The organism is Roseateles sp. GW821-FHT09G03 (assembly GCF_059416045.1).
In genome coordinates, this window is sequence record NZ_JBWKOK010000005.1 from 60,107 (window position 1) to 84,166 (window position 24,060).

Annotated in this window: 27 protein-coding genes and 1 pseudogene; 16 read left to right on the forward strand and 12 right to left on the reverse strand. The window is 68.6% G+C overall.

Features of this window, described 5'->3' with window-relative positions; genetic code table 11:
* The first annotated feature begins 83 nt into the window (after window positions 1-83).
* Together AC07OZ_RS18790 and AC07OZ_RS18795 are read left to right on the forward strand one after the other, a co-directional pair.
* Window positions 84-1,277 (forward strand): sensor histidine kinase, encoded by a 1,194-nt coding sequence (locus tag AC07OZ_RS18790; RefSeq protein ID WP_495468609.1) that lies wholly within the window; start codon window positions 84-86, stop codon window positions 1,275-1,277.
* Window positions 1,274-1,939: a response regulator gene (locus AC07OZ_RS18795; RefSeq protein ID WP_495468610.1), complete on the forward strand. Its 666-nt coding sequence runs from the start codon at window positions 1,274-1,276 to the stop codon at window positions 1,937-1,939. The genes AC07OZ_RS18790 and AC07OZ_RS18795 overlap by 4 nt, the downstream gene beginning before the upstream one ends.
* A gap of 64 nt (window positions 1,940-2,003) precedes the next feature.
* Here AC07OZ_RS18795 and AC07OZ_RS18800 read toward each other — a convergent pair.
* The 4 genes and pseudogenes from AC07OZ_RS18800 to AC07OZ_RS18815 form a co-directional block, all read right to left on the reverse strand.
* Window positions 2,004-5,092 (reverse strand): annotated as a pseudogene (locus AC07OZ_RS18800) (efflux RND transporter permease subunit).
* Window positions 5,089-6,606, reverse strand: coding sequence for an efflux RND transporter periplasmic adaptor subunit (locus AC07OZ_RS18805; protein WP_495468611.1), 1,518 nt, complete (start codon window positions 6,604-6,606; stop codon window positions 5,089-5,091). Before AC07OZ_RS18805 ends, AC07OZ_RS18800 begins: the two are co-directional and overlap by 4 nt.
* Window positions 6,603-7,802 carry a TolC family protein gene (locus tag AC07OZ_RS18810; RefSeq protein WP_495468612.1) on the reverse strand — a complete coding sequence of 400 codons (1,200 nt, stop codon included), beginning with the start codon at window positions 7,800-7,802 and terminating at the stop codon, window positions 6,603-6,605. Before AC07OZ_RS18810 ends, AC07OZ_RS18805 begins: the two co-directional genes overlap by 4 nt.
* A gap of 109 nt (window positions 7,803-7,911) precedes the next feature.
* On the reverse strand, window positions 7,912-8,295 hold the full coding sequence (locus tag AC07OZ_RS18815; protein WP_495468613.1) for a hypothetical protein: 384 nt from the start codon (window positions 8,293-8,295) through the stop codon (window positions 7,912-7,914).
* Window positions 8,296-8,382: 87 nt separating this feature from the next.
* On the opposite strand from AC07OZ_RS18815, the gene AC07OZ_RS18820 reads away from it, so the two are divergent.
* The 11 genes from AC07OZ_RS18820 (at window position 8,383) to AC07OZ_RS18870 (ending at window position 16,241) form a co-directional block, all read left to right on the forward strand.
* A complete protein-coding gene (locus tag AC07OZ_RS18820; RefSeq protein ID WP_495468614.1) occupies window positions 8,383-8,709 on the forward strand; it encodes an ArsR/SmtB family transcription factor in 327 nt (108 codons plus the stop codon).
* A 1-nt stretch (window position 8,710) separates the two neighbouring features.
* Window positions 8,711-9,214: an arsenate reductase ArsC gene (locus AC07OZ_RS18825; protein ID WP_495468615.1), complete on the forward strand. Its 504-nt coding sequence runs from the start codon at window positions 8,711-8,713 to the stop codon at window positions 9,212-9,214.
* Window positions 9,215-9,218: 4 nt separating this feature from the next.
* Window positions 9,219-9,917 carry an aquaporin gene (locus AC07OZ_RS18830; protein WP_495468616.1) on the forward strand — a complete coding sequence of 233 codons (699 nt, stop codon included), beginning with the start codon at window positions 9,219-9,221 and terminating at the stop codon, window positions 9,915-9,917.
* On the forward strand, window positions 9,910-10,707 hold the full coding sequence (gene arsH / locus AC07OZ_RS18835; RefSeq protein WP_495468617.1) for an arsenical resistance protein ArsH: 798 nt from the start codon (window positions 9,910-9,912) through the stop codon (window positions 10,705-10,707). Before AC07OZ_RS18830 ends, arsH begins: the two co-directional genes overlap by 8 nt.
* 96 nt (window positions 10,708-10,803) lie before the next feature.
* Window positions 10,804-12,216 (forward strand): CmpA/NrtA family ABC transporter substrate-binding protein, encoded by a 1,413-nt coding sequence (locus AC07OZ_RS18840; protein WP_495468618.1) that lies wholly within the window; start codon window positions 10,804-10,806, stop codon window positions 12,214-12,216.
* A 13-nt stretch (window positions 12,217-12,229) separates the two neighbouring features.
* Complete coding sequence (gene ntrB, locus AC07OZ_RS18845; RefSeq protein WP_495468619.1) at window positions 12,230-13,147, forward strand: nitrate ABC transporter permease; 918 nt, start codon at window positions 12,230-12,232, stop codon at window positions 13,145-13,147.
* A gap of 4 nt (window positions 13,148-13,151) precedes the next feature.
* A complete protein-coding gene (locus tag AC07OZ_RS18850; protein WP_495468620.1) occupies window positions 13,152-13,976 on the forward strand; it encodes an ABC transporter ATP-binding protein in 825 nt (274 codons plus the stop codon).
* Window positions 13,973-14,416 (forward strand): cyanase, encoded by a 444-nt coding sequence (cynS, locus tag AC07OZ_RS18855; RefSeq protein WP_495468621.1) that lies wholly within the window; start codon window positions 13,973-13,975, stop codon window positions 14,414-14,416. The genes AC07OZ_RS18850 and cynS overlap by 4 nt, the downstream gene beginning before the upstream one ends.
* 146 nt (window positions 14,417-14,562) lie before the next feature.
* Window positions 14,563-14,916: a DUF2946 domain-containing protein gene (locus AC07OZ_RS18860; protein ID WP_495468622.1), complete on the forward strand. Its 354-nt coding sequence runs from the start codon at window positions 14,563-14,565 to the stop codon at window positions 14,914-14,916.
* Between the two features lie 141 nt (window positions 14,917-15,057).
* Complete coding sequence (locus AC07OZ_RS18865; protein WP_495468623.1) at window positions 15,058-15,705, forward strand: SCO family protein; 648 nt, start codon at window positions 15,058-15,060, stop codon at window positions 15,703-15,705.
* A 44-nt stretch (window positions 15,706-15,749) separates the two neighbouring features.
* Window positions 15,750-16,241, forward strand: coding sequence for a copper chaperone PCu(A)C (locus AC07OZ_RS18870; RefSeq protein WP_495468624.1), 492 nt, complete (start codon window positions 15,750-15,752; stop codon window positions 16,239-16,241).
* Here AC07OZ_RS18870 and AC07OZ_RS18875 read toward each other — a convergent pair.
* The 6 genes from AC07OZ_RS18875 to AC07OZ_RS18900 form a co-directional block, all read right to left on the reverse strand.
* A complete protein-coding gene (locus AC07OZ_RS18875; protein WP_495468625.1) occupies window positions 16,180-16,932 on the reverse strand; it encodes a class I SAM-dependent methyltransferase in 753 nt (250 codons plus the stop codon). The two genes, AC07OZ_RS18870 and AC07OZ_RS18875, sit on opposite strands and share 62 nt — an antisense overlap.
* Before the next feature lie 76 nt (window positions 16,933-17,008).
* Window positions 17,009-17,386, reverse strand: a complete 378-nt coding sequence (locus AC07OZ_RS18880; RefSeq protein ID WP_495468626.1) for a response regulator — start codon at window positions 17,384-17,386, stop codon at window positions 17,009-17,011.
* Between the two features lie 185 nt (window positions 17,387-17,571).
* The gene (locus tag AC07OZ_RS18885) at window positions 17,572-17,862 is read right to left on the reverse strand and encodes a DUF3325 domain-containing protein (protein ID WP_495468627.1); all 291 of its coding nucleotides are present in this window, start codon (window positions 17,860-17,862) and stop codon (window positions 17,572-17,574) included.
* The gene (locus AC07OZ_RS18890; RefSeq protein ID WP_495468628.1) at window positions 17,862-19,526 is read right to left on the reverse strand and encodes a PepSY-associated TM helix domain-containing protein; all 1,665 of its coding nucleotides are present in this window, start codon (window positions 19,524-19,526) and stop codon (window positions 17,862-17,864) included. The genes AC07OZ_RS18885 and AC07OZ_RS18890 overlap by 1 nt, the downstream gene beginning before the upstream one ends.
* Entirely contained in the window at window positions 19,523-19,831 is a 309-nt protein-coding gene (locus AC07OZ_RS18895; RefSeq protein ID WP_495468629.1) for a DUF3649 domain-containing protein, read from the reverse strand. The genes AC07OZ_RS18890 and AC07OZ_RS18895 overlap by 4 nt, the downstream gene beginning before the upstream one ends.
* Before the next feature lie 144 nt (window positions 19,832-19,975).
* Window positions 19,976-21,238, reverse strand: a complete 1,263-nt coding sequence (locus tag AC07OZ_RS18900; RefSeq protein WP_495468630.1) for an MFS transporter — start codon at window positions 21,236-21,238, stop codon at window positions 19,976-19,978.
* A 296-nt stretch (window positions 21,239-21,534) separates the two neighbouring features.
* Here AC07OZ_RS18900 and AC07OZ_RS18905 point away from each other — a divergent pair, with 296 nt between their 5' ends.
* From AC07OZ_RS18905 to AC07OZ_RS18915, 3 genes are all read left to right on the forward strand, one after another.
* On the forward strand, window positions 21,535-21,864 hold the full coding sequence (locus tag AC07OZ_RS18905; RefSeq protein ID WP_495468631.1) for a DUF4148 domain-containing protein: 330 nt from the start codon (window positions 21,535-21,537) through the stop codon (window positions 21,862-21,864).
* 227 nt (window positions 21,865-22,091) lie between these two features.
* Complete coding sequence (locus AC07OZ_RS18910; protein ID WP_495468632.1) at window positions 22,092-22,343, forward strand: hypothetical protein; 252 nt, start codon at window positions 22,092-22,094, stop codon at window positions 22,341-22,343.
* Window positions 22,344-22,646: 303 nt separating this feature from the next.
* A complete protein-coding gene (locus AC07OZ_RS18915) occupies window positions 22,647-22,976 on the forward strand; it encodes a DUF4148 domain-containing protein (protein WP_495468633.1) in 330 nt (109 codons plus the stop codon).
* 89 nt (window positions 22,977-23,065) lie between these two features.
* Here the strand turns inward: AC07OZ_RS18915 and AC07OZ_RS18920 are convergent, their stop codons facing one another.
* Window positions 23,066-23,386 (reverse strand): plasmid stabilization protein, encoded by a 321-nt coding sequence (locus AC07OZ_RS18920; protein WP_495468634.1) that lies wholly within the window; start codon window positions 23,384-23,386, stop codon window positions 23,066-23,068.
* A gap of 115 nt (window positions 23,387-23,501) precedes the next feature.
* On the reverse strand, window positions 23,502-24,017 hold the full coding sequence (locus tag AC07OZ_RS18925; protein WP_495468635.1) for a pyridoxamine 5'-phosphate oxidase family protein: 516 nt from the start codon (window positions 24,015-24,017) through the stop codon (window positions 23,502-23,504).
* Window positions 24,018-24,060: the final 43 nt, after the last annotated feature.

Genomic DNA, 24,060 nt, shown 5'->3' on the forward strand with positions numbered 1-24,060 from the left:
GCGCAGGCCGGTCGGCGGCGACAACGAGTGCGACTGGGGCAGGCGCGCGCCGACATGGCACATCCTTTGCACGCTCGCAGGGCATGTTCCCGCCCACCGCCCTGCCCGCTCCCGCCGCTGCCCACGAATCAGCCGACGACCAGGCCTCGCCCGACGAGGCCGCACGCCGTCTTGCACTGCTGCTGGCCAGCACCGGCGAGGGCATCTTCGGCATCGACATGGACGGCCGATGCACCTTCGTGAATCGCGCCGCCTGCGACACGCTGGGCTGGCGCACCGACGAGGTGCTCGGCCGCAACATGCATGCGCTGATCCACCACTCGCATGGCGACGGCAGCGACTACCGCGAGTGCGACTGCCCGATCTTCAACGCCTTCCGCCGCGGCGATCCCTGCCGCATCGACGACGAGGTGCTCTGGCGCGCCGACGGCAGCGCCTTCCCCGCGGAGTATTCGAGCTATCCGCTGTTCGAGCACGGCGAGGTCCAGGGCGCCGTGGTCACCTTCGTCGACATCTCCAAGCGCAAGCACGCCGAGGAGCAACTGCGCGCCAGCCACGACCAGCTCGAACGCCGCGTCGCCGAGCGGACCTCCCAGCTGCGCGAGCTCGCGCATCACCTCGAGGCCGTCCGCGAGACAGAACGCAAGCGCATCGCGCGCGAGATCCACGATGAACTCGGCTCGCTGCTGGTCGCGCTGAAGATGGACGTCAACTGGCTGGAGCGCCGCGTCGGCGACGAGGCACAGCGCGCCGCGATGGTGGCGAAGTGCCACCGCATGGGCGGACTCGTCGACACGGCCGTGGACGCGGTCGGCCGCATCATCACGGACCTGCGCCCGAGCATCCTCGACCACCAGGGCCTGTGGGCCGCGCTGGAGTGGCAGGCCCAGGAGTTCCAGCTCGCCGGCAGCGACGAGCGCGAGGTGCGCTTCCGCATCTTCGTCGCCGCCGATGTCGTTCCGCCCGAGGGCGGCCTGGCGATCGCGGTGTTCCGGATCTTCCAGGAGGTGCTGTCCAACGTCGCGCGACACGCGCAGGCGTCGCGCGTGGACATCCGCATCGACGTCGACGCGCCGCCGCAGCCGGTGCTCTACCTGCAGGTCAGCGACGACGGCATCGGCGCGCCCGACGAGGCGCTCAACGACGCGCGCAGCTACGGTGTGCTCGGCATGCGCGAACGCGCAGCGCAGTTCGGCGGCCGGCTCGGCATCGCCAGCACGCCCGGGCGCGGCACGACGGTGCGGCTGGTCATGCCGCTCGAGGGAGCGCCGTCATGACGATCCGCGTGCTGATCTGCGACGACCACCGCATCGTGCGCGAAGGCATCAAGCAGATCCTCGCCGAGGCCGCCGACCTGCGCGTGATCGGCGAGGCCGCCAACGGACCCGAAGCCATCCAGCAGGTGCGCGCCGGCGCGGCGGCCGGCTCGGGGCCGGACGTCGTGCTGCTGGACATCGCGATGCCGCAGCGCGATGGGCTCGACATCCTCAAGTCGCTCCGCGGCGAGTTCCCGAAGCTGCCGGTGCTGATGCTCTCCACCTATCCGGATCGTCAGTACGCGGTACGCAGCCTGAAGCTCGGCGCGGCGGGCTACCTCAACAAGAGCGCCGACAGCGAGCAGATGATCGACGCCGTGCGCACCGTCGCGCGCGGTCGCCGCTTCATCACGCCCAGCGTCGCCGAGCACCTGGCGGGCGCGATCGGCGGCGCCTTCATGGCGGACGACGCCGTGCCGCTGCACGAGGTGCTCTCGCACCGCGAGCACCAGGTCTTCCAGATGCTGGTCGCCGGCCGCAGCGTGGGCGAGATCGCCGAACAGCTCGTCCTGTCCTCCAATACGGTGTCGACCTACCGCGCCCGCATCCTCGAGAAGACCGGCGTGCGCAACGACGTGGAGCTGACGCTCTTCGCCGTGCGGCGGGAACTGCTCGCGCCTTAGCGTCTCAGCGCCGTCGGACTTCTTCCCCGCTGCGACGACGTGCCGATGCTCTGGCAGCGGATCTTCAACCTGGATCGGCGCGGAAGGGCGAAGCCACGGATGGCGGGTCGGAAGCCGGCGTCGCCGCGGTGCGACGACGTCTCAGCAGGTACCACGCGGCCGGAACGACGAGCATGCTGAGCAGCGGCGCCGTGACCATGCCACCCACCATCGGGGCGGCGATCCGCGCCATGACCTCGGATCCCGTCCCGCTGCCGAGCAGGATCGGCAGCAGACCTGCCATCACCACGGCGACGGTCATCGCCTTGGGTCGCACACGCAGCGCCGCGCCTTCGCGGATCGCCGCGAGCAGCGTGGCGTCGTCGTCCGGCTCGCCAGCCGCCAGACGCTGCGCATGGGCGTTCTTGAGGTAGACCAGCATGACCACGCCGAACTCCGCCGCCAGGCCGGCCAAGGCGATGCGAGCAGCGTGTCGCCCGCGGAGCGGAACAGCAGGTAGAGCAGCACGAAGATCACGGCGAGCGTGGCCGGCACCACCACCTTCAGACGCTCGGTCGCGCGCTCCAGATACTCGAACTGGCCGGACCACGACAGCGCGTAGCCCGCCGGCATGGCCACCTGCCGGGCCACCGCGGCCTGCATGTCGTGGACGACCGAGCGCAGGTCCCGCCCGCGGACATCGACGTACACCCAGCCCGACAGCCGGGCGTTCTCGCTGCGCAGCATCGGTGGCCCCTCCTCGACGGTCACGCGCGCGACGTCCCGCAGCAGCACGGTCGCGCCCTGCTCCGTCACGAACGGCAGCTGGCGCAATCGCTCCAGCGAATCCCGGATCTCCCGCGGATATCGGACGTTGATCGGATAGCGCTCACGACCCGCGATCACCTCGCCGACGTTCTCGCCGCCGATGGCCGTGGCGACGATGGCCTGCACTGCGGCCACGGACAGTCCGTACCGCGCCGCGGCCGCGCGATCGATGTCGACATCGATGTAGCGGCCGCCCGTCAGCCGCTCCGCCAACGCGGACGACACGCCGGGCACTCGCTTGACCACGGATTCGATCTGCGTCGTCAGCCGGTCCAGCGTGGCCAGGTCGGGCCCGGACACCTTGATGCCGACGGGGCTCTTGATGCCGGTCGCCAGCATGTCGATGCGGTTGCGGATCGGTGGCACCCAGACGTTGGACAAGCCGGGGACCTTGACGACACGGTCCAGTTCCTCGGTGAGCTTTTCCGGCGTCATGCCGGATCGCCACTGCGCACGCGGCTTGAACCGGATCGTCGTCTCGAACATCTCCAGCGGCGCCGGGTCCGTCGCGGTGTCCGCGCGGCCGGCCTTGCCGAAGACACGCTCCACCTCGGGCACCGTCTTGATGAGCCGGTCGGTCTGCTGCAGCAGTTCCGCCGCCTTGGACGCGGACAGCCCGGGCAGCGCGGACGGCATGTACAGCAGATCGCCTTCATCCAGCGGCGGCATGAACTCTCCGCCGAGCCGCATCAGCGGCACCGCCGTCATCGCCAGCACCAGCGCCGACACCACCAGCGTCGCCTTGGGGAATCGCAGCACGGCCTCCAGCGCCGGCCGGTAGATCGCGATGAGCAGGCGGTTGATCGGATTGGCGGTTTCCCTCGGGATGCGGCCCCGGATCAGATAGCCCATCAGCACGGGCACCAAGGTCACGGACAGGCCGGCGGCCGCGGCCATCGCATAGGTCTTGGTCAGCGCCAGCGGCGAGAACAGCCGCCCCTCCTGCGCCTCCAGCGTGAACACCGGCAGGAAGGACAGCGTGATCACCAGGAGGGAGAAGAACAGCGCCGGTCCGACCTCGACCGCCGCCTCGGTGATGAGCGTCCAGCGCTCGGTGATGCTGGCCGATCGACCGTGCCGCGCCTCGAAGTGCTCCAGGTGCTTGTGCGCGGCTTCGACCAGCACCACGCTCGCGTCGACCATCGCGCCCAGCGCGATCGCCACGCCGCCGAGGCTCAGGATGTTGGCGCTCAGACCCTGCCAATGCATCACGATGAAGGCCGTCAGCACCCCCACGGGCAAGGTCACGACCGCGACCAGCGCGGAGCGCAGGTGGAACAGGAACACCGCGCAGACCACCGCCACGACGATGAACTCCTCGATGAGCTTGTCGCGCAGATGGTCGACCGCGCGATCGATGAGGGTCGACCGGTCGTAGGTCTCCACGATCTCCACACCCGGCGGCAGACCCGGCTTGAGTGCGGCGATCCTGGCCTTGACCGCCTCGATCGTCGTCCGGGCGTTCTTCCCCGAGCGCATGACGATCACGCCGCCGGCGACCTCGCCCTCGCCGTCCAGCTCGGCGATGCCGCGGCGCATCTCGGGCCCGACCTGCACGAAGGCGACCTCCCGCAGCATCACCGGCGTCGCCCGGGCGACGCGGATCGGGATGTCGCGGAAGTCGTCCAGCGACTTCAGGAAGCCGCGCGATCGCACCATGTACTCGCTCTCCGCCATCTCCACGACTGAGCCGCCCGAGGCCTGATTGGCGTTGCGCAGCGCGGCCAGGACGGCCTCCTGCGTCACGCCGAGCGCGCGCATCCGGTCCGGATCGAGGACGACCTGGTACTGCCGCACCATGCCGCCCAGGCTGGCCACCTCGGCCACGTCCGGCACCGTCTTGAGTTCGAACTTCAGGAACCAGTCGTTGAGCGCGCGCAGTTGCCCGAGGTCGTGCGCGCCGGTGCGATCGACCAGGGCGTATTCGTAGATCCAGCCCACGCCGGTCGCATCCGGACCCAGCACCGCGGTGGCCCCCGGCGGCAAGCGCCCCTGGATCTGACCGAGCGCCTCGCTCACCCGGGATCGGGCCCAGTACGGGTCGGTCCGATCGTCGAAGAGCACGTAGACGAAGGAGTCGCCGAAGAAGCTGTAGCCGCGAACGGTCTTCGCGCCGGGGACACTGAGCATCGTCGTGGTCAGCGGGTAGGTGACCAGGTCCTCGACCACCTGCGGCGGCTTGCCCGGGTAGCTGGTGCGCACGATGACCTGCGTGTCCGACAGGTCGGGCAAGGCATCCACCGGCGTGCGCGCGACGGACCACAGGCCCGCCGCGACCAGCATCGCGGTGGCGATCAGCACCAGGAAGCGGTTGCCGATCGACCAGCGGATGAGCGCGGCGATCATGGCGCGCCTCCGATCCTGCGCACCGACACGAGCTCCCATGCCATGGGGCCGCCCTGTTTGAACTCCACGCGGACCTTGTCGCCGGGTTTCACCTCGGCGAAGGCTCGCGGATCGGGCTTGCCGAAACCCATGGTCATGCCGGGCCACTTCAAGGCCGGCACGGGGCCGTGCGACAGGATGATGCTGTCGGCATCGATGCTCTCGACCGTGCCCTCGGCGCGGTAGGTGATCGCGGCGGCAGCGGACGTCGGCGTGGATGCGGGAGAAGAAGCCATCGACGCGACCGGCGCCGCGGACATCGCCCCCAGCGAGGACTTCAGATGCGCCTCAGAGTCGATGAGGAACTGGCCGCTCGCCACCACCTCCTCCCCGGGACGCAAGCCGTCGAGGACCTCCACGTCATTCCCCAGATCCACCCCGAGCCTCACCTCACGCGGCTCGAAGGCCCCGCCCTGTCGGCGGACGATGACGACGGCCCGTGTGCCGGTACGGATGACAGCCTCCGCGGGGACGACCAGCCGCGAGGCAGTCGCACCCGCAATCCGCAGGCGCAGCAGCATGCCGGGCACCAGCTTGCCGCTCCGGTTGTCGACCTCGAAGCGCGCCTGCAGCGTGCGCGTGTCGGCGTTGACCTGCGGAAGGATCTCCTTGAGTTCACCGTCGAACACCTGCGTGGCATCGGACTGCAGCGTCGCCCCGACCTTCTGACCACGGACCAGTCGGGCCGCCTGCGCTTCAGGCACCTCGACCACCGCCCACACGCGTTCCAGGCCGGCGATGCGGAAAAGCGTCGTCCCGGCAGTCACTGCCACGCCTTCGCGAACGCCCAGTTCCGCCACCACGCCGCCCACCGGCGCTTCCAGCGTGAAGCGCGCCTGGGCCGTGCCGGTCTCCTCGCTGTGCCGGATCAGCGCTTCGGGAACGGACATCGCCCTCAAGCGGTCCCTCGCGGCCGCGACCAGCTCCGGTGCGGCGCCGGCGCGTTTGAGCGCGAGCCATTCGTTCTGAGGTCCCAGCCATTCGGGCGCGAAGACCGTGGCGAGCGGCTGCCCCTTGCGCACCATCGACTGGGGCGCCCGCACGAGCAAGCGTTCGACGTAGCCCGCGACGCGTGTCTGGACGGCGACGTTCAGCCTCTCGTCGAACTGCACCGCGCCGACCGCGTCGAACGACGACGACACCTCGGTCATCTTCGCGGCGACCGTGCGGACGCCGAGGTTCTGTTGCACCGTGGCGCCGATCCTGACGCCGGCGTCCGCCGCTTCATCGGCGTACACCGGCACCAGCTGCATGTCCATGAACGGAGACTTGCCGGGCTTGTCGAAGCGATGGCCCGGCACCATGGGGTCGTGCCAGTACAGCACCTGGCGATCACGCTCGGCGTCGGGGGTCGCCGCGGGTCGTGCGTCGTCCATGCAGACGGTGCCATCGATCGTTCGACCCACGTAGAAGCCACCCAGCGCCAACGCGACGCCGATCGCCACCAGCGAAACAACGACTGCTGCGCGCTTCATGGACGGTCTCCTTCGACGAGGGTCTTGAACGCCAGCGATGCCTGCGCCCGCGCCAGATCGCGCTCGAGCGCGAGCAGCTTCCGCCTCGCTTCCAGTTCGGCGTGGCGCGATTCGAAGAGCGTGGTCAGCGGCACCTGGTTCGAGCGGTAGGCGGCCAGCGCCACGGCGGTGCGCTGCTGCGCGGGGAGGACGACCGACGTCCGATAGCGGTCGACGCGTCCGGCCAGGCGCGCTGCTTCGGTGGCGAGCATCCGGTACTCGCCGACGGCCATGCGGGTCGTCTCGGCGAGCTGGGCCTCGGCCTTCTCCGCGAGCGCGAGCCTGGCCGCGAGTTCCCGGTCCTGGCGCTGCGCCGGCGCGATCGCGAGGGGGATGCTGACGCCGACCGACACCATGTCCGCATAGCCCGATCGCTGCCCGTAGCTGACCTCCCAGGACCAGTTCGGGTGGCGATTCGTCCGTGCCGCCTCGGTCTCCGCGCGAGCCTGGCCAAGGTCCCGTTCCGCGGCCAGGACGGCGGGATGACTCGCCGCGTACGCGGACTCGGCAGGCTGCGGCAACGCGCCCGGCGCGGCCAGGTCATCGACGGGGACGCCGATCCAACGCTCCAGTGCGGCCCGCGCGACGTCCATCTGCTGGCGTGCCTCGGCGGACTCGTCCTCGGCCATGCCGCGTGCACCGGACAGTCCGAGCACTTCCTGGCCGGTCGCCGTGGCGGAAGCGAGCCGGGCGCGGGCCGCCTCCAGCTCGTCGTGGGCGTGATGCTCCGCCTCCGTCGCCAGCTCGAGCGCCATGCCGGCGAAGTAGGCGTCCAGGTAGGTCAGACCGGTCTGCAGGCGCACCTCGGCCTGCGACGCCAACACGGCGACAGCCTCACGTTGGACCGCCGCATCCGCGACGGCCTGTCGCGCGCTGCGTTTGCCGGCGGACAGCCATTCCTGGGAGATCCCGACGCGCTTCATCGTCATCGAGTCCCGGCCGCTGAAGCGGTCGGTGCCGGAAACGGGCAGGTTGTCGATGCCGGCGCGCAGCACGGGATCGGGCAATTGGGCGGCCGCGCGCGCCGTTTCGGCGGCGCTGGTGACGCCGGCCCGGGTGGCCCGGGCGGATTCCGATCGCTGGACCGCGAGGCTCATGGCCTGGTCGAGCGTGAGTGGCGTGCCCTGGCTGAGCAGGGGCAGCGAAACGGCAGCCAAGGCGGCTGCGCGCAGAAGGGTTCTTGGGTTCACGAGAGCTCCGAAGACGAACGACAACGAAGCCGGGAGGCGGCATGCCTCGCCGGCGCCATTCCATCGACGGAGCTGATCAGACTCGGAGTCTGAGCGTGGAAAGGAAGAGCGGATCGGGCGGCGGTCGATCCTCGGCCGGCGTCATCGCCGAGGCGGGCAGGCGGGCGTCCTCGCCAAGGTCGACGCTCACCGCCAGGATCGACACCACCAGCGGCGGCGCGAGCGTCGGCAGCTTGATGGGCTCGAACGACTGGGGCGTGCTGGACGAGTGCTCCGCACACAGCGCCGGCTGGTCCATGTCCATGCCTTCGCACGGCATGCCGGACGCCACCATCTCGGCCATCGCCGCCATGTCCCGCTCCTGCGGGCAGACGTAGTTGGCCAACGCCAGCTGTGAGAACAGCAGCGACAACGCCACGTAGCACGTGACGGTCAGGCGATGGGCGAGGCGGCGAAGCATGAGCGGCCGAAGTGTAGCGACCTCGTTGAACTCGCGCTTCAAGGTCGGGACTTGCGGGTAATTACAAGTTTTGTTGTAATGTTCGCCATGGACAAGACAACAGCCCTCGCCGGCCTCGGCGCGCTGGCGCATCCGATCCGACTCGACGCGTTCCGCGCCTTGGTCGTGGCAGGCGAAGACGGCCTGACACCGGGCGCTCTCGTGGACATGCTGGGCGTGGCCTACGCCAAGCTGGGCTTCCATCTGAAGGACCTCAGCGAGGCGGGACTGGTCACCTCGGAGCCCTCCGGCCGGCACATGATCTACCGCGCCGCCTACCCGCAGATGAATGCGCTCCTGGCCTATCTCACCGAGAACTGCTGCCAGGGCGCCGCCTGCGCCGTGGCACCCACATCGACCCACTGCGGCTGCTGACATGACGACCCACGTGCTCATCCTCTGCACCCACAACTCTGCCCGCAGTGTGCTCAGCGAAGGCATGCTGAATCACTGGGCGACGCGGCTCGGCAAGGACGTCCGTGCCTTCAGCGCGGGCAGCGCGCCCAGCGGTCGGCTCAACCCGTTGGCGCTCGAAGCCTTGCAGGCCGCCGGCGTCGACACCTCGGGCTATCGCAGCAAGAGCTGGGACGAGTTCACCACGCCGGACGCGCCGCCGTTGTCCATCGTCATCACCGTGTGCGACAGCGCCGCGGCCGAACAGTGCCCCGTCTTCTTCGGCGGGGCGGGCCAGCCGGTCAAGGTGCACTGGGGGTACCCGGACCCGTCCAACATCGAGGGTGACGAAGAGGATAAACGCCGCGCGTTCGAGTTGACGCGCCAGGCCATCGGCTATCGCATGCTGCAACTGGTGCAGTTGCCGCTGGCGACGATGAGCAAGGCGGAACTCCAGCAGGCGTTGGTCGAGATCGCCCGGAGCTGATGCGATGACGCTGTCGCGCAAGCTGCTTGCGGAAGTCCTGGGCACGATGCTCCTGCTCGCCACCGTGATCGGTTCCGGCGTCATGGCGGAACGCCTCTCAGGCGGCAACGTCGCGATCGCGCTGTTGGCCAACACCCTGGCCACGGTCGGCGGCCTCTACGTGTTGATCGAGGTCTTCGGCCCCGTCAGCGGCGCTCACTTCAACCCCGCCGTCAGCGCCGTCATGGCCTGGCGCGGCGAACTCGCCAGGCGCGCGCTGCTGCCCTACATCGCCGCTCAACTGCTGGGCGCCATGCTCGGCGCCTGGCTCGCCCACGCCATGTTCGACATGAACGTGCTGCAGTTTTCCACCAAGGTCAGAAGCGGCACGGGTCAGTGGATCGCCGAGGGCGTCGCCACGTTCGGGCTGTTGCTCGTGATCCTGCGGGCACCTCCCACGCGCGTGGCGGCCATGGTGGCGGCCTACATCGGCGCGGCCTACTGGTTCACGGCCTCGACGTCCTTCGCCAATCCGGCGGCCGTCTTCGGTCGCATGTTCAGCAACAGCTTCGCCGGCATCGCGCCGGCGAGCGCGCCAGGCTTCGTCGTGGCCGAGCTGGCTGGTGCCGCCCTCGCGGTGGCGACTCATCGGCTGCTGTCATCGCCGCGCATCTCCGAACGCGTGCCCTCCTCCCCTCCATCGACGCCCGCACACCATGTCTGAACGCCTCTTTCCCGACGCCACGTTCCCAGCGCTGACCGAGGATCTGCTGGACGTTCCCACCAACGAGCGTCTCAGGACATCAGCCCCCTCCCAGCATGCACCGCGCATCCTCATGCTGTACGGCTCGCTGCGCGAGCGCTCCTACAGTCGCCTGCTGACCTTCGAAGCGGCGCGCCTGCTCGAGGCCATGGGCGCGGAGGTCAGGATCTTCGACCCGAGCGGCCTGCCTCTGCCCGATGACGCACCCGAATCGCATCCGAAGGTGCGGGAGCTGCGCGAGCTCGCCGCCTGGTCCGAGGGCATGGTCTGGTGTTCCCCCGAGCGGCACGGCGCCATGACCGGCATCATGAAGACGCAGATCGACTGGATCCCGCTGTCCTCGGGCTCGGTACGGCCCACGCAGGGCAAGACGCTGGCGGTGATGCAGGTCTCCGGCGGATCGCAGTCGTTCAACGCCGTGAACCAGCTGCGGGTGTTGGGGCGTTGGATGCGCATGTTGACCATCCCGAACCAGTCTTCCGTCGCCAAGGCGTTCGCGGAATTCACGGAGGACGGGCGCATGAAGCCCTCGGCCTTCTATGACCGTGTGGTGGACGTGATGGAGGAGCTGTTCAAGTTCACGCTGTTGACGCGCGACCTCGGCCCTTATCTGCTGAGCCGCTACAGCGAGCGCAAGGAGAGCGCCGAAGCGTTGGCCAGGCGCGTCGATCTCGGCGCCGCCGTCGGGTGTTCTCCGACGGCCGCCTCCGCCGGGTGTGGCTGTGGTCCCCGCGCCGACGCGCGCGTGTAGTGCCAGCCCTACATGAGAACCACGGCGCGCACGATGCCGTGATCGGTCGCGCTTTCCTAGAGTGGATGCATTCGTCCACCGACCTGGAAAGCAGCGATGAGCGACCTCCGCCACGACCCTTACGACGCCGATAGCCCGCTGCTGATGCGCTGCGCCTGCGGGCGCCACGGCAGCGAGGCCGAGCATGCCCGCGACGTGGATCGCGACCAGGCCGCGGCGACGCTGCGCACGCGCGCCGGCGCGATGGACATGGCCGACATCGAGGCCGAGTCCAACCAGTTCGTCGAAGCCGCGCTGGTGAAGGCCTTGTTCCCGCAGGACGCGCTGCGCCGGCGTTTCCTGCGCGCGGTCGGTCGCGGTAGCGCGATGGCAGCGATCAGCAGCGTGCTGCCGATCGCGCCGCTGCAGGCGATGGCGCAGGAGCGCGGCGCCCTGGAGAAGAAAGATCTCAAGATCGGTTTCATCCCGATCACCTGCGCGACGCCGCTGATCATGGCCCACCCGCTGGGCTTCTACGCCAAGCAGGGACTGAACGTCGAGGTCGTGAAGACGGCCGGCTGGGCGCTGATCCGCGACAAGATGATCAACAAGGAGTACGACGCCACGCACTTCCTCAGCCCGATGCCGCTGGCCATCAGTCTGGGCCTGGGCGCGACGGCCACGCCGATGAACGTGGCGACGATCCAGAACACCAACGGCCAGGCCATCACGCTGGCGACGAAGCACAAGGACAAGCGCGATCCGAAGGCGTGGAAGGGCTTCAAGTTCGCCGTGCCCTTCGAGTACTCGATGCACAACTTCCTGCTGCGCTACTACGTGGCGGAAGCGGGCCTCGATCCGGATCGCGACATCCAGATCCGCGTCGTGCCGCCACCGGAGATGGTGGCCAACCTGCGCGCCGGCAACATCGACGGCTTCCTCGGCCCGGACCCGTTCAACCAGCGCGCGGTGTTCGAGGAGGTCGGCTTCATCCACCTCCTCTCCAAGGAACTGTGGAACGGCCATCCCTGCTGCGCCTTCGGCACCAGCACGGAGTTCATCCAGAAGAACCCCAACACCTTCGCCGCGTTGTACCGCGCCGTGCTGACCTCCGCCGCGATGGCACGCGAGGCGCGCAACCGCGAGCTGATCGCCAAGGTCATCGCGCCGCAGGCCTACCTGAACCAGCCGGAGACCGTGATCGCGCAGGTGCTGACCGGCAAGTTCGCCGACGGCCTGGGCAACGTGCGCGTCGTGCCGGACCGCGCGGACTTCGATCCGATCCCGTGGCAGAGCATGGCCGTCTGGATGCTCACGCAGATGAAGCGCTGGGGCTACCTGAAGGGCGACGTGAACTACAAGCAGATCGCGGAGAAGGTCTTCCTGCTCACCGACGCGAAGAAGCAGATGAAGGCGTTGGACCAGGCCGTGCCGGACGGCGCGTATCCGAAGTTCAACGTCATGGGCAAGAGCTTCGATCCCGCGCAGCCCGATGCCTACGTGGCCGGCTTCGCGATCAAGCGCGCTTGAGCGGGAAACTCCGATGACCCCGCCGACTTCATTGAACGCGCGTGCCGCCCTGCTCTCGCTGCTGCTGCTCGGCTTGCTGCTGGGCATCTGGTTCCTGGCGACGATGGGCACCGGGACTGCGTTGTCCGCCGTCTCCACCGCAGCACCGGCGATGACGCCCGAGCAGATCGAATACGCGAAGCTGATGGGCAAGCCCCTTCCCGCCGACATCGCCGGCGCCGATGGGAGCGGCGCGACGGTGGCGGCCAAGAGCGGCTTCCCGACGCTCGCGCAGATGGGGACGACGATCGTCCATCACCTCGCCGATCCGTTCTACGACAAGGGCCCCAACGACAAGGGCATCGGGCTGCAGCTGGCGTATTCGCTCGGGCGTGTCGCGCTGGGCTATCTGCTGGCGGCGCTCGTCGCGATCCCGCTGGGCTTCGCGATCGGGATGAGTCCGCTGGTCCACCGCGCGCTCGATCCCTTCATCCAGGTGCTCAAGCCGATCTCGCCGCTGGCGTGGATGCCGCTTGCGCTGTACACGATCAAGGACTCGGCGGCGAGCGGCATCTTCGTGATCTTCATCTGCAGCGTCTGGCCGATGCTGATCAACACGGCCTTCGGCGTCGCCGGCGTGCGCAAGGAGTGGCTCAACGTCGCGCGCACGCTGGAGGTCCGCCCGCTGCGCCGGGCCTTCGAAGTCATTCTGCCCGCGGCCGCGCCGACCATCCTCACCGGCATGCGCATCAGCATGGGCATCGCCTGGCTGGTGATCGTCGCGGCGGAGATGCTGGTCGGCGGCACCGGCATCGGCTACTTCGTCTGGAACGAGTGGAACAACCTCAGCCTGCCCAACGTGATCTTCGCGATCCTCGTGATCGGCCTCGTGGGCATGGCGCTGGACGGGCTCTTCGCCCGCGCGCAGAAGGCGGTGACGTATGCGGATTGATCCCATGGAACACGTGGCCGCTGCGGCGGTCGATACGACACCCGTCCTCGTCCGCGTCGAAGGCCTGGCCAAGCGCTACGGCGACACGACCATCTTCGAAGGCGTGGACTTCACGCTGCGACAGGGCGAGTTCGTCTGCATCGTCGGCCACAGCGGCTGCGGCAAGACGACGATCCTCAACGCGCTGGCGGGCCTCGAGCAGGCCAGCGAAGGCCACGTGATCGTCGACGGCCGCGAGGTCGTCGGACCGGGCCTCGATCGCGGCGTCGTCTTCCAGGGCCATGCGCTGATGCCGTGGCTGACGGTGCGTCAGAACATTGCCTTCGCGGTGCGCAGCAAGTGGCCGAACTGGTCGAAGGCGCAGGTCGACGAGCAGGTCCGCAAGTACGTCGCCCTCGTCAGCCTGACGCCCGCGCTCGACAAGAAGCCGAGCCAGCTTTCCGGCGGCATGAAGCAGCGCGTGGGCATCGCGCGGGCCTTCGCGATCGAGCCGCGGATGCTGCTGCTCGACGAGCCCTTCGGCGCGCTGGATGCGCTGACGCGCGGCACGATCCAGGACGAGCTGCTGAAGATCTGCGCCGCGACGCGGCAGACGGTCTTCATGATCACGCACGACGTCGACGAGGCCATCCTCCTGGCCGACCGCGTCATGCTGATGTCCAACGGCCCGCGCGCGCGGGTCGCGGAGATCGTCGTGAACACGATGCCCCGCTCGCGCCAGCGCGCCACGCTGCACCACGATCCCCAGTACTACCCGATGCGCAACCACCTCATGGACTTCCTGGTGGAGCGCAGCCATCCCGTCACCCCACCCAGGAGCTTTGCATGAGCCGACTCGACGTCACCGAAAAGATCATCGCCACCAAGGTGGCCAAGGGCCTGAAGTGGTCCGATGTGGCCGACGCGGTCGGCCTCAGCAAGGAGTGGGTCACGGCCGGCTGCCTCGGCCAGATGACCTTCGACGATGCGCAGGCCGCGACGCTGGCCGGCCTCTTCGACCTCACCGAGGCGGAGACGCAGTGGCTCAAGGTCGTGCCCTACAAGGGCAGCCTGCCGACCTCGGTCCCGACCGATCCGCTGATCTACCGCTTCTACGAGCTGATCAGCGTCTACGGCACGACCTTCAAGGAACTGATCCACGAGGAATTCGGCGACGGCATCATGAGCGCGATCGACTTCCGCATGGACCTGCAACGCGAGCCCGATCCGAAGGGCGACCGCGTCAGCATCGTGATGAGCGGGAAGTTCCTGCCGTACAAGACGTACTGAGCACCTGACCCGCTCATGGCCTGATGCGCTGAAGGTCCGACGGCGCGAAACCGTCGGATCCCTGCCACCGACGCCGTCGATGACCGGGACATAGAATGCCGCGCATGCATGCGACGCGGACATCGACCAGGCGCTGGGCATGGCTCGTGAGCCTCACGATCCTGCTCGCGGCGATGCTGCCGTCGCTGTCGCATGCGATGCTGGTCCATCAGGGCGCCACCTTCGCGGAGATCTGTTCCGCGACCGGCGCCAAGCTCGTGGTGATCGACGCCGCCGGCAACGTCGACACGAGCCGCGACAGCGCATCGCTGATGAATTCGTCGATGAACTGTCCGTACTGCGCCATCCACCATGGCGCGCCGGACCTGCCTCCCGCCACCGTGCAATGGACGCCGCCCGATGCCTTGAAGTTCGAGCATCCGCAGCTGTTCTTCACCGCGCCGCGCCCGCTCTTCGCGTGGGCGCCCGCGCTCGCTCGCGGACCTCCCGCCGTCGCTTGATCGCCGCCTCGCGGCCGATGCGCACTTCGCTCCGTCCCGGACGCGAAGCACTCTTCGACTGACCTCGTCGCTCTCGCACGCGCCCCTGCGTGCTGGCGTCGACGCGCTCACGCGTCAGGGTCGGTCCACGCCTTCTCGATCATGCGACACCTTTCTCTCGCGCGCCTGGCGCCGCCTGCACGCGCCTCACGTAGCGATTCCGTCACCGTTCCCGACGCGCGCCGTCGTGCTCTGACCATCGCCACCTGCCTGCTGCCGTTGGCGGCGTGCAAGCCCTCGCCGACCTTCCACGGCATCGACCTCACGCTGGTGAGCTATGCGCGTGACTTCGCGCTACAGGGTGGCGATGGCCGCCCGCACCGCCTCGCCGATTTCCGCGGCAAGGTGGTGATGATGTTCTTCGGCTTCACGCAGTGCCCCGACGTGTGCCCGACCGCGCTGGCGCGCGCGGCGGCCGTGCATCAGATGCTGGGCGAGGATGCCAAGGACTTCCAGGTCCTCTTCGTCACCATCGACCCGGAGCGCGACACCGCGCCGGTGCTCGCGGCCTACACCGCCGCGTTCAACCCGAGCTTCCTCGGGCTCTACAGCGATCTCGAAGGCACCGCCGCGGTCGCGAAGGAGTTCAAGGTCTATTACGGCAAGGTGCCCACGGGCAGCAGCTACACGATGGACCACTCGACGATCAGCACCGTCTTCGACCGACAGGGCAAGGCGCGCCTGGCCATCAAGCATGAGATGAGCGCCGCCGACCTCGCCGAGGACGTGCGCCAGCTGCTCAACGCCTGACCCTCAACCTTCGACCCTCAACCACATCTTTCCGGAGAACCGACATGACCTTCAAGATCCACTCGCTGCTGCTCGTCGCGGGTTCGCTGCTCGCTTCCGTCGCCGCCCATGCCCAAGTGAAGATCGACGACGCCTGGGTGCGCGCGACCGTGCCGCAGCAGAAGGCGACCGGCGCCTTCATGAAGCTCACGGCAAGCAAGGACACCAGGCTTGTCGCCGTCACCACGCCGCTCACGCCCAAGGCCGAGGTGCATGAGATGGCGATGCAGGACAACGTGATGCGCATGCGTCAGGTCCCGGCGATCGAGCTTCCCGCCGGCAAGACGGTGGAGCTGAAGCCCGGCGGTTTCCACCTGATGTTCCTGGACCTGCCCGCGCAGGTGAAGGCCGGCGATCAGGTGCCGCTGACGCTGGTCTTCGAGGACCGCGCCGGCGTCCGGCAGACCGTCGAGGTGAAGGCACCGGTGCGCGCGCTCAACGCGGCGATGCCGGCGAAGGAAGACAAGGGCGGTGGTCACGGCGATCACGCGCATTGAGCCGGGCGAGGAACCACTCGCGCTTCGCATCGAGCGCTTCCGGCGCGGCGAAGCCGGCCTCGTCCAGCAACTGCGCGATCGCCGGCTCGTCCATGGGCACGACGACGAACGAATGCGTCCACGCGTCGTCGCCCACCGTGTACTTCAGCGTCATCCGGACGGGCGGTTCCTTCGCCTCGGGCGTCCGGTCGACCTGGAGCAGGTCGATCGACACGCCGTCGTGCTCGCCCACGCGCCCGATCGTCGCGGTCCGCAGCCACTGCGCGTTCTGGCATTTGAGGATGAGCACGCCGTCCGGCGCGACATGGCGCGCGGCCGCGGCGACGAAGGCGCGCCGCACGGCGGCATCCGCATGATTGATGAGGCCGCTGGGCAACAGGACCACGTCGAAGCGCTCCGCGAGCGCAAGCTGCTCGATGTCGGCGTGGACCTTGCGGACCCGCCCGGAGACATGCGCGAGCATGTCGGTGGAGTTGTCGACGCCGGTGACCTCACAGCCGAATTCAAGCAGGCGATGCGTGAGCAACCCTGTGCCGCATCCCAACTCCAGCACGGTGGTGCCGGGGGGCAGCCGCGGCCGAAGGTGCTCGATCTCGCCGGCGTAGCGCGCCCGGCGGTAGAGCTCCACCGAGCAGCCGTCCTGGGTCTGCGCACCGGGACCGGTGCCGCTGAAGCTGAGGTCGTGGGACATGTCCGGGGTCCTGGGGAAGGACCTGAACTCTACTGCCCTCGAGGAAGGCGCCGGAAGCGTGCGGCGCCGCCGTGAATCAATCCGCCATCCACGCGCTGTTGGACAGCACGCAGAGCTCATCGACCAGTCGCTCGAAGTCGTTGGCCTTGTCGTAGAAGCCGTCCGCGCCGCAGGACAGGACCCGGGACTCGTAGGTCGAGCGGTCTTCGGAGCTCAGCACCAGGATGCGGCCGCGGAAGCGCGCGGCGCGCAGGCGTTCGATCACGCCCAGGCCGGAACCGCCGTCGATGCTCAGGTCCACCAGCACCACGTCCGGCGCGCTCAGCGCGATCGTGCTGATCGCGGCGTTCTCGCTGGAGGCCTGGCCCACCACGGTGATGGACGCCTCGGACTGCAGGCGCGACACCATCAGGCGCCGCAGCAGCACGTTGTCCTCGATCAGTGCAACCTTCATTTTTTGTCTCCCTGGAATGACTCAATGATGGGTCACGGGTGACAGTTTTTCGAGGCTGGGCGGCCCCCAGCCGGGGTGGGGACGCTGGCCGACAGCGGGTCAGGCGAAGGATTACAAGCCGATGGGATTCGAGGACACCTCGGAAGCGCCATGGCGCGTGTGCGCCGTCGGCGCTCGGGGTTGGCTCACCGCGAGCGCTGCTGCTGTCTGCGCAGATGCTGCACGATCAAGGCGATGTACACGACGCCCGCCGCGAAGCTGGTGTGGCCGCTGTAGCTGACCAGTCCCAGGCCCCAGCCTTGGACGCTCACGACGAGCGCGAGGCTCGCCAGCAGCTGCGCCCAGCCGGCGACACGCAACGCGCGGGACTTGGTGGCGGGCAGTTCGCGCCCGAGCACCTCCATCTGCGTGCGGTCCGTCGCCATCGCGAGCGCCGCGAAGGCGGCCACGCAGATCAACAGGCTGAGGACGTGCATCACCGCGCCCCCTCCTCGCCCGATCGCAGCGCCATGCCGGCCTCGCCGGAGGGCGGTGGCGGCGATGCGCGACTCGCCTGCTGGACGGCCAACCCCTTCGGCACATGGCGCGCCGTTCGGACCGCCAGATAGGCCAGCAGCGCCGCGAAGGCCCAGCACATCAGCTCGACCGCCGCGAAGGTCCAGTCGCCCTGCAAGAGGCTGTGCCACAGCGGACGGTCCGTCGTCAGCGCGTTGCCCACCGGCAGCAGCGCCAGTGATGCGGCGCCCAGCCAGAAGAGCTCGATCCACGCGCGCTTCGCCGGCCGGACCAGCGCATGCAGCAGCGTCACCGCCCAGACGATGAACACCACGTGGACTTCCCATTCCCCGCGCTTCTCCAGACCCAACGGCAGCAGCCGGTTGGCCCACAGCATGCCGCTCATCGCCAGCGGCAGGCCGGCGATGGCGGCGATGTTCAGCCGCTCGACGACCATGAAGCCGACGTACGGCCTGTCCGGATCGGGGAGCTTCTGGCGTCGCTTCACGGTCCACATCACCAGCCCGCTGCCGACCATCGCGGTCCCCGCCAGGCTGACGATGAAGTACAGCCAGCGCGTCGTGTCGTCGCCGAAGCGGCCCAGGTGCAGCCCGACCATCACGCCGCGCGTCTCGGCCGCGGCGCCGACGCCGCTGCGATCCTCCAGCAGCTTGCCGGAGACGCCGTCGAACAGCAGGTACTGCGGGCTCATCGAGACGCGGCCGCCCTCCCCGCGCGTGATCGCCACGCGCGCCGAGGCATCGCCCGGATTCGTCGCGGTGACGCGCGCCACGTTGCCCGCGCCCCAGCGCTGTTCGGCCTCGCGCACCATCGCCTCGACGGACGCCAGCGGCGCCGCCTCGCCCGCGGGCTTGCCGGGCTGGATGAAGGCGTTGAGCTCCGCGGTCAGCTGCTGCTTCAACGCCGGCGTGTTGATGCCGGCCTGCTCGCCCCAGGGCATGTAGAGCGCCATCAGCGTCACCAGGCCGGTGTACGTGATCATCAGGTGGAAGGGCAGCCCGAACACCGACAGCGCGTTGTGCGCGTCCAGCCACGAGCGCTGGCCCTTGCCCCAGCGGAAGGTGAAGAAGTCCGTGAAGATCTTCTTGTGCGTGATCACGCCGCTGACGATGGCCACCAGCATGAACATCGCCGCCAGGCCCGCGAGCCACCGGCCCCACAGCACCGGCATGTAGTGGAACTGGAAGTGGAAGCGGTAGAAGAACTCGCCGCCCAGCGTGTCGCGCGCGCTGACCTTCTCTCCCGTCTGCGGATCGAAGACCGCGGACTTGAACGCGCGACGCGCGCCGTCCTTCGCCGGCACGCGCCAGAAGGCGTCGGCCACGCTGTGGCGATCGTCGGTCAGGCGCAGGCTCCATTGGGACGTGCCCGGCGCCAGCGTCTCCAGCTCCTTGGCGATGCGGCCGGCCACGACGGCCGGCTCCGGCGTCACGGCCTGGTGCGCGATCTCGGGCCGCATCCATTGGGACAGCTCCTCCTTGAAGTAGCTGACGGTGCCGGTGAGGAACATCGCGAACAGGAACCAGCCCAGCAGCAGACCGGTCCAGATGTGCAGGTCCGACATCGTCTGCCGGATGCCGCGCGCTTGCGGCGCGGTCAGGGACTCTTGGACGTCGACGGTCATGGCGATGCTACGGGAGCGGCGGCAGTCCAGACGGACCAGGCGACAGCCAGGAGCGGCAGCGCGGCGACGATCAGGCCTGCCCAGGCTCGCGTGGCGCTGCGCACCGCGAAGACCCACACAACCGCGCCGACATACACGACGAAGCTGCCGAGCATGCCGCCGATGACCGCCTGCGGGCGGCTCACCGGCAGCGCGAGCACCGCCACGCTGAGCAGCGCCGCCAGCACGTAGCCGCCACCGATCGCCGCGACGATGCGCGAGATCAGCGGGAACACACGCCACAGGCGTGAGACCAAGGGAGACATGGGCAAACGGCTTTGTTGCAAATGAGAACTTTTCTCATCATAGGTCGCAACAGGGTCGGCGCCGTGAATGTCGGTGCGATTGATGAAGGGATGGCAGCGCTACGGGCAAGGCGGCGCCGGACCGCCCTGCCCCCCGCGCCAGGTTCAGGCCGACTTGGCCTTGCGCGTGTCCGGCAGGAACGCCGTCGCCAGGCCGAGCAGCGGCAGGAAGGACGTCAGCGTGTAGACCCAGACGATGCCGTGCACGTCGGCCAGATGGCCCAGGCCGGCAGCGCCGATGCCGCCGATGCCGAACATCAGTCCGAACATCACGCCCGAGACCATGCCCACGCGCCCCGGCACCGCTTCCTGCGCGTAGACGACCAGCGCCGCGAAGGCCGACGACATCACCAACCCGATCGCGACCGCCAGCACGGCAGTGAGCGTCAGGCCGACATGGGGCAGCGCCAGCGCGAACGGCGCGACGCCGAGGAAGGACACCCAGATCACCGCCTTGCGCCCGATCCGGTCGCCCACCGGGCCGCCGGCGAAGGTGCCCGCCGCGATCGCGGCCAGGAAGATGAACAGGTAGACCTGGCTCTGCTGGACGCTGAGGCCGAAGCGCTGGATCAGGTAGAAGGTGAAGTAGTTCGTGAAGGACGCGATGTAGACGAACTTCGCGAACATCAGGATCGCGATGACGACGATGGCGCGGACCACCTCGCGACGGCCGAGGCCGCCGGCCGCGCCGCGGGCGAGGCTGTTGACCTTCGCCTGACCGTGGCGCAGCGTCCAGCCGGTGATGCGCGACAGCACGAAGATCGCGAGCGCCGCGACCAGCATGAACCACGCGATGGCCGACTGGCCGTGGGGAATGACGATGGCCGCGGTGAGCAGCGGCCCGACCGCCGAGCCCGCGTTGCCGCCGACCTGGAAGCAGGACTGCGCGGTGCCGAAGCGCCCGCCCGAGGCCATGCGCGCGACACGCGAGGCTTCCGGATGGAAGGTCGCCGAGCCGATGCCCACGACGCCCGCGGCGACGAGCAGCATTTCGTACGAGCTCGAGAACGCCAGCAGCCCGACGCCGATCAGCGTGGCGACCATGCCCATCGGCAGCAGGTAGGGCTTGGGATGCTTGTCGGTGTAGAGGCCGACCCAGGGCTGCAGCAGCGACGCGGTGATCTGGTAGACCAGCGCGATCCAGCCGATCTGGCCGAAGCTCAGCGCGTAGTTGGCCTTCAGCATCGGATAGATGGACGGCAGGACGGCCTGGATCAGGTCGTTGAGCAGGTGCGCGAAGGCGGCGGCGCCGACGACCGGCAGCAGGAAGCCGTGGGCATGGGGTGTGGCGGTCACGCCGGTCGCCGCAGGGGCGGCGGCGGGCAGCGCCGCGTCGGAACGTGCGAGGGACGCGGAATCGGTGGTCATGCGGGGTACTGCCGGGAGGTCGCGATTGGGAAACCGTCGAGCCTAAAGGACTTCGAGCCGATTCGCGGGCGGGCGCAGGCGGGCGAGAACGCTCCTCGCGCAACACCGGACGCCACCGACCACGTCGCCTTTGTGGCGCTGTGGACTCGGTGGATTGTTGCGAGCTGCACAACAACCCATTCGCGCCTGGGCCATTTATGCGATTCGGGCACCCGCCTAACCTTCAGTCATCGGCAAACGAAGCCGGCCCAAGACCCCAGACACCCTGATCCACCGCTCTCTCAAAGGAAACCATCATGACCGCCAAGACCCTGATCGCTACCGCCCTGATCGCCCTGTCCGCCGCCGCCGTGCCGGCCTTCGCGCAGAGCTACAGCCACCTCGACCCGATCACGCAAAGCCAGAAGAGCCGCGCCGAAGTGCTGGCCGATCTGGAGATCTACCGCGAGTCCGGTCTGGCCGCGGCGGACCGCACCGAGGACTTCACCCTGAACGCCAGCCAGCGCGCCAAGGCCGAAGCCCGCTACGCCGAGCTGAAGGCGTCGCCGAAGTACGCAGCCCTGGTGCAGCGCTTTGCAGCGAAGGAAGCCAAGGGCGCCGCCACCGAAGGCGTCTCCGCCCGCTGAACGCCGCCCGGGCCGCAAAGCCCGGAGCATCGAGCGCCGAGAGGACATCGTCCTGTCGGCGTTCTCGCTTGTGATGGGATGACACGGCCAGCGAGGCGCGACGGTTTGTCAGCCGTCCATGCACTTCACGCCGTCGCGTTGAAGGTTCGTCGCCAGGCGCTCGCAAGGCGTGGCCTCGATGACGACACTGACTCCATCGACACAGCCAACGCCTTCAGGAGATCGACATGAACAACGCCCACCGCCTCGCCATCACTTCCGCCACCAGCACCACCGTCAAGGCCGTCGCCTTCGGTGCCATCGCGGCCCTGGCGCTCGGCCTCGGGATCGCTCATGCACAAGGTCAGCGCGAGATGCGCGCCTCGATCGTCACGCTCGATCCGGTGGTCGTCAGCGTCAAGCGCGAACAGCTGCCGACGGTCTACATCACCGGCCGTCGCAGCACGACCGCCGATCAGCAAGACGCCTCGGCCGAATGAACGCCTCAGGCTGCGCTGTGTCGATGGAGCGATCCACGGACTGACGCTCCTCGCTTCGTTCCCACGCAAGACGCCCGGCTCATGCCGGGCGTCTTGCTTTGTGCCTGCGCATCGGACACCGGCAGCCCGTGAAGGCCCGACGGCCGATGGCAAGCCGCCGATTGTTGCGAGCCTCACAACGGCCCATTCGTGTGCCAGTCATTTATCAGAAAGACACGCGGCACTAACCTTCAGTCATCGGCAAACGAAGCCGGCCCAAGACCCCAGACACCCCGATCCAACGCTCTCTCAAAGGACACCATCATGACCGCCAAGACCCTGATCGCCACCGCCCTGATCGCCCTGTCCGCCGCCGCCGTGCCGGCCTTCGCGCAGAGCTACAGCCACCTCGATCCGATCACGCAAGGCCAGAAGAGCCGCGCCGAAGTGCTGGCCGATCTGGAGATCTATCGCGAGTCCGGCCTGGCCGCCGTCGACCGCACCGAAGACTTCAGCCTGAACGCCGGCCAGCGCGCCAAGGCACAAGCGCGATATGCAGAGATGAAGGCCTCGCCGACGTACGCCGCGCTGGTCCAGCGCTACGCCGCCAAGGAAGCCAAGGGTGCCGCGACCGAAGGCGTCGCCGCCCGTTGAACATCGCTCGAGCCGGAAGGCTCAGCGCGACAAACGCCGACAGGACCTCCGTCCTGTCGGCGTTCTCATTGGTGACGGAGAACGGCCCGTCAATGATGTCCCGCGCGCGCCGCCGCATTGCGCTTGCGCGTCGCCGCAGCCTTCTTCGCGGACGCGGAGCGCTCCGCCGCCGTGCGGCTGGCCGCGGCCTTGCCGCCCAGGTGCCCGCCCTTGCGCGAGGGCTCGTGGTTCTCGGCCTGGCCACGTCCGGAGCCGGACTTCTTGCCGCCGCCAGTCTCCGCGTTGACCGTGGCCCACGCGCGCCGCTCCGCTTCCTCCTTGGGAACGCCGCGATGCTCGTAGCCGCTCTCGATGTGCTCGGCCTGCCGCTTCTGCTTGTCCGTGTAGGACGACTTGTCGCCTCTGGGCATGAGGATCTCCCGTGGGTCGTTGATCGTCGACGTCTGTCGTCGATGTCTGTCGTCGACGCCTATCGCCGACACGTGAACCGGCGGATCCCGGCGGATCCGCGGGTCTGTCACGCCATCACTTCATCCGCACCTCGCCGGTCTCGGCGAGGCCGACGGGCGGCTTGCCGGTCACCGCGGCCTTGGCCATCGCGTAGAGCTGCGTCAGCTTGGAGGCCTTCACGTCCCAGTAGCTGGCGTGGCTGATGCGCACGCGCACCACCGCCAGGTCGGGATCGTCGATGCCCTTGGGGAACCAGGCCTCGGCGACCTTGGTCCAGAGCGCCTGGCGCTTGGCGCGGTCCTCGTTGAGCTCCGCGGTACCGGACACCGAGACGTAGGTGTCGTCGTCCCGGTTGGCGAAGCCCACGTTCACCTGCGACGACGCGACGATGTCGCTGAACGGCTCACCGCTGCGGGACATGAAGAACCACAGCGATTCGCCTTCGTCGAGGTCCTTGTTCTGCAGCGTCATCGGGCGCGAGTGCAGATGCCCGTTCGCGTGGTGCGTCGTGAACAGGCCGACCTTGATGTCCTTGATGAGGTCCCAGAGCTTCTCGCGTCGCTCGGTGTCGGAGAGGGGCTTGTCGGTCATGGTGGACTCCTTCTGTGGATGGGTCCTACCCAGCAAGAGCCGC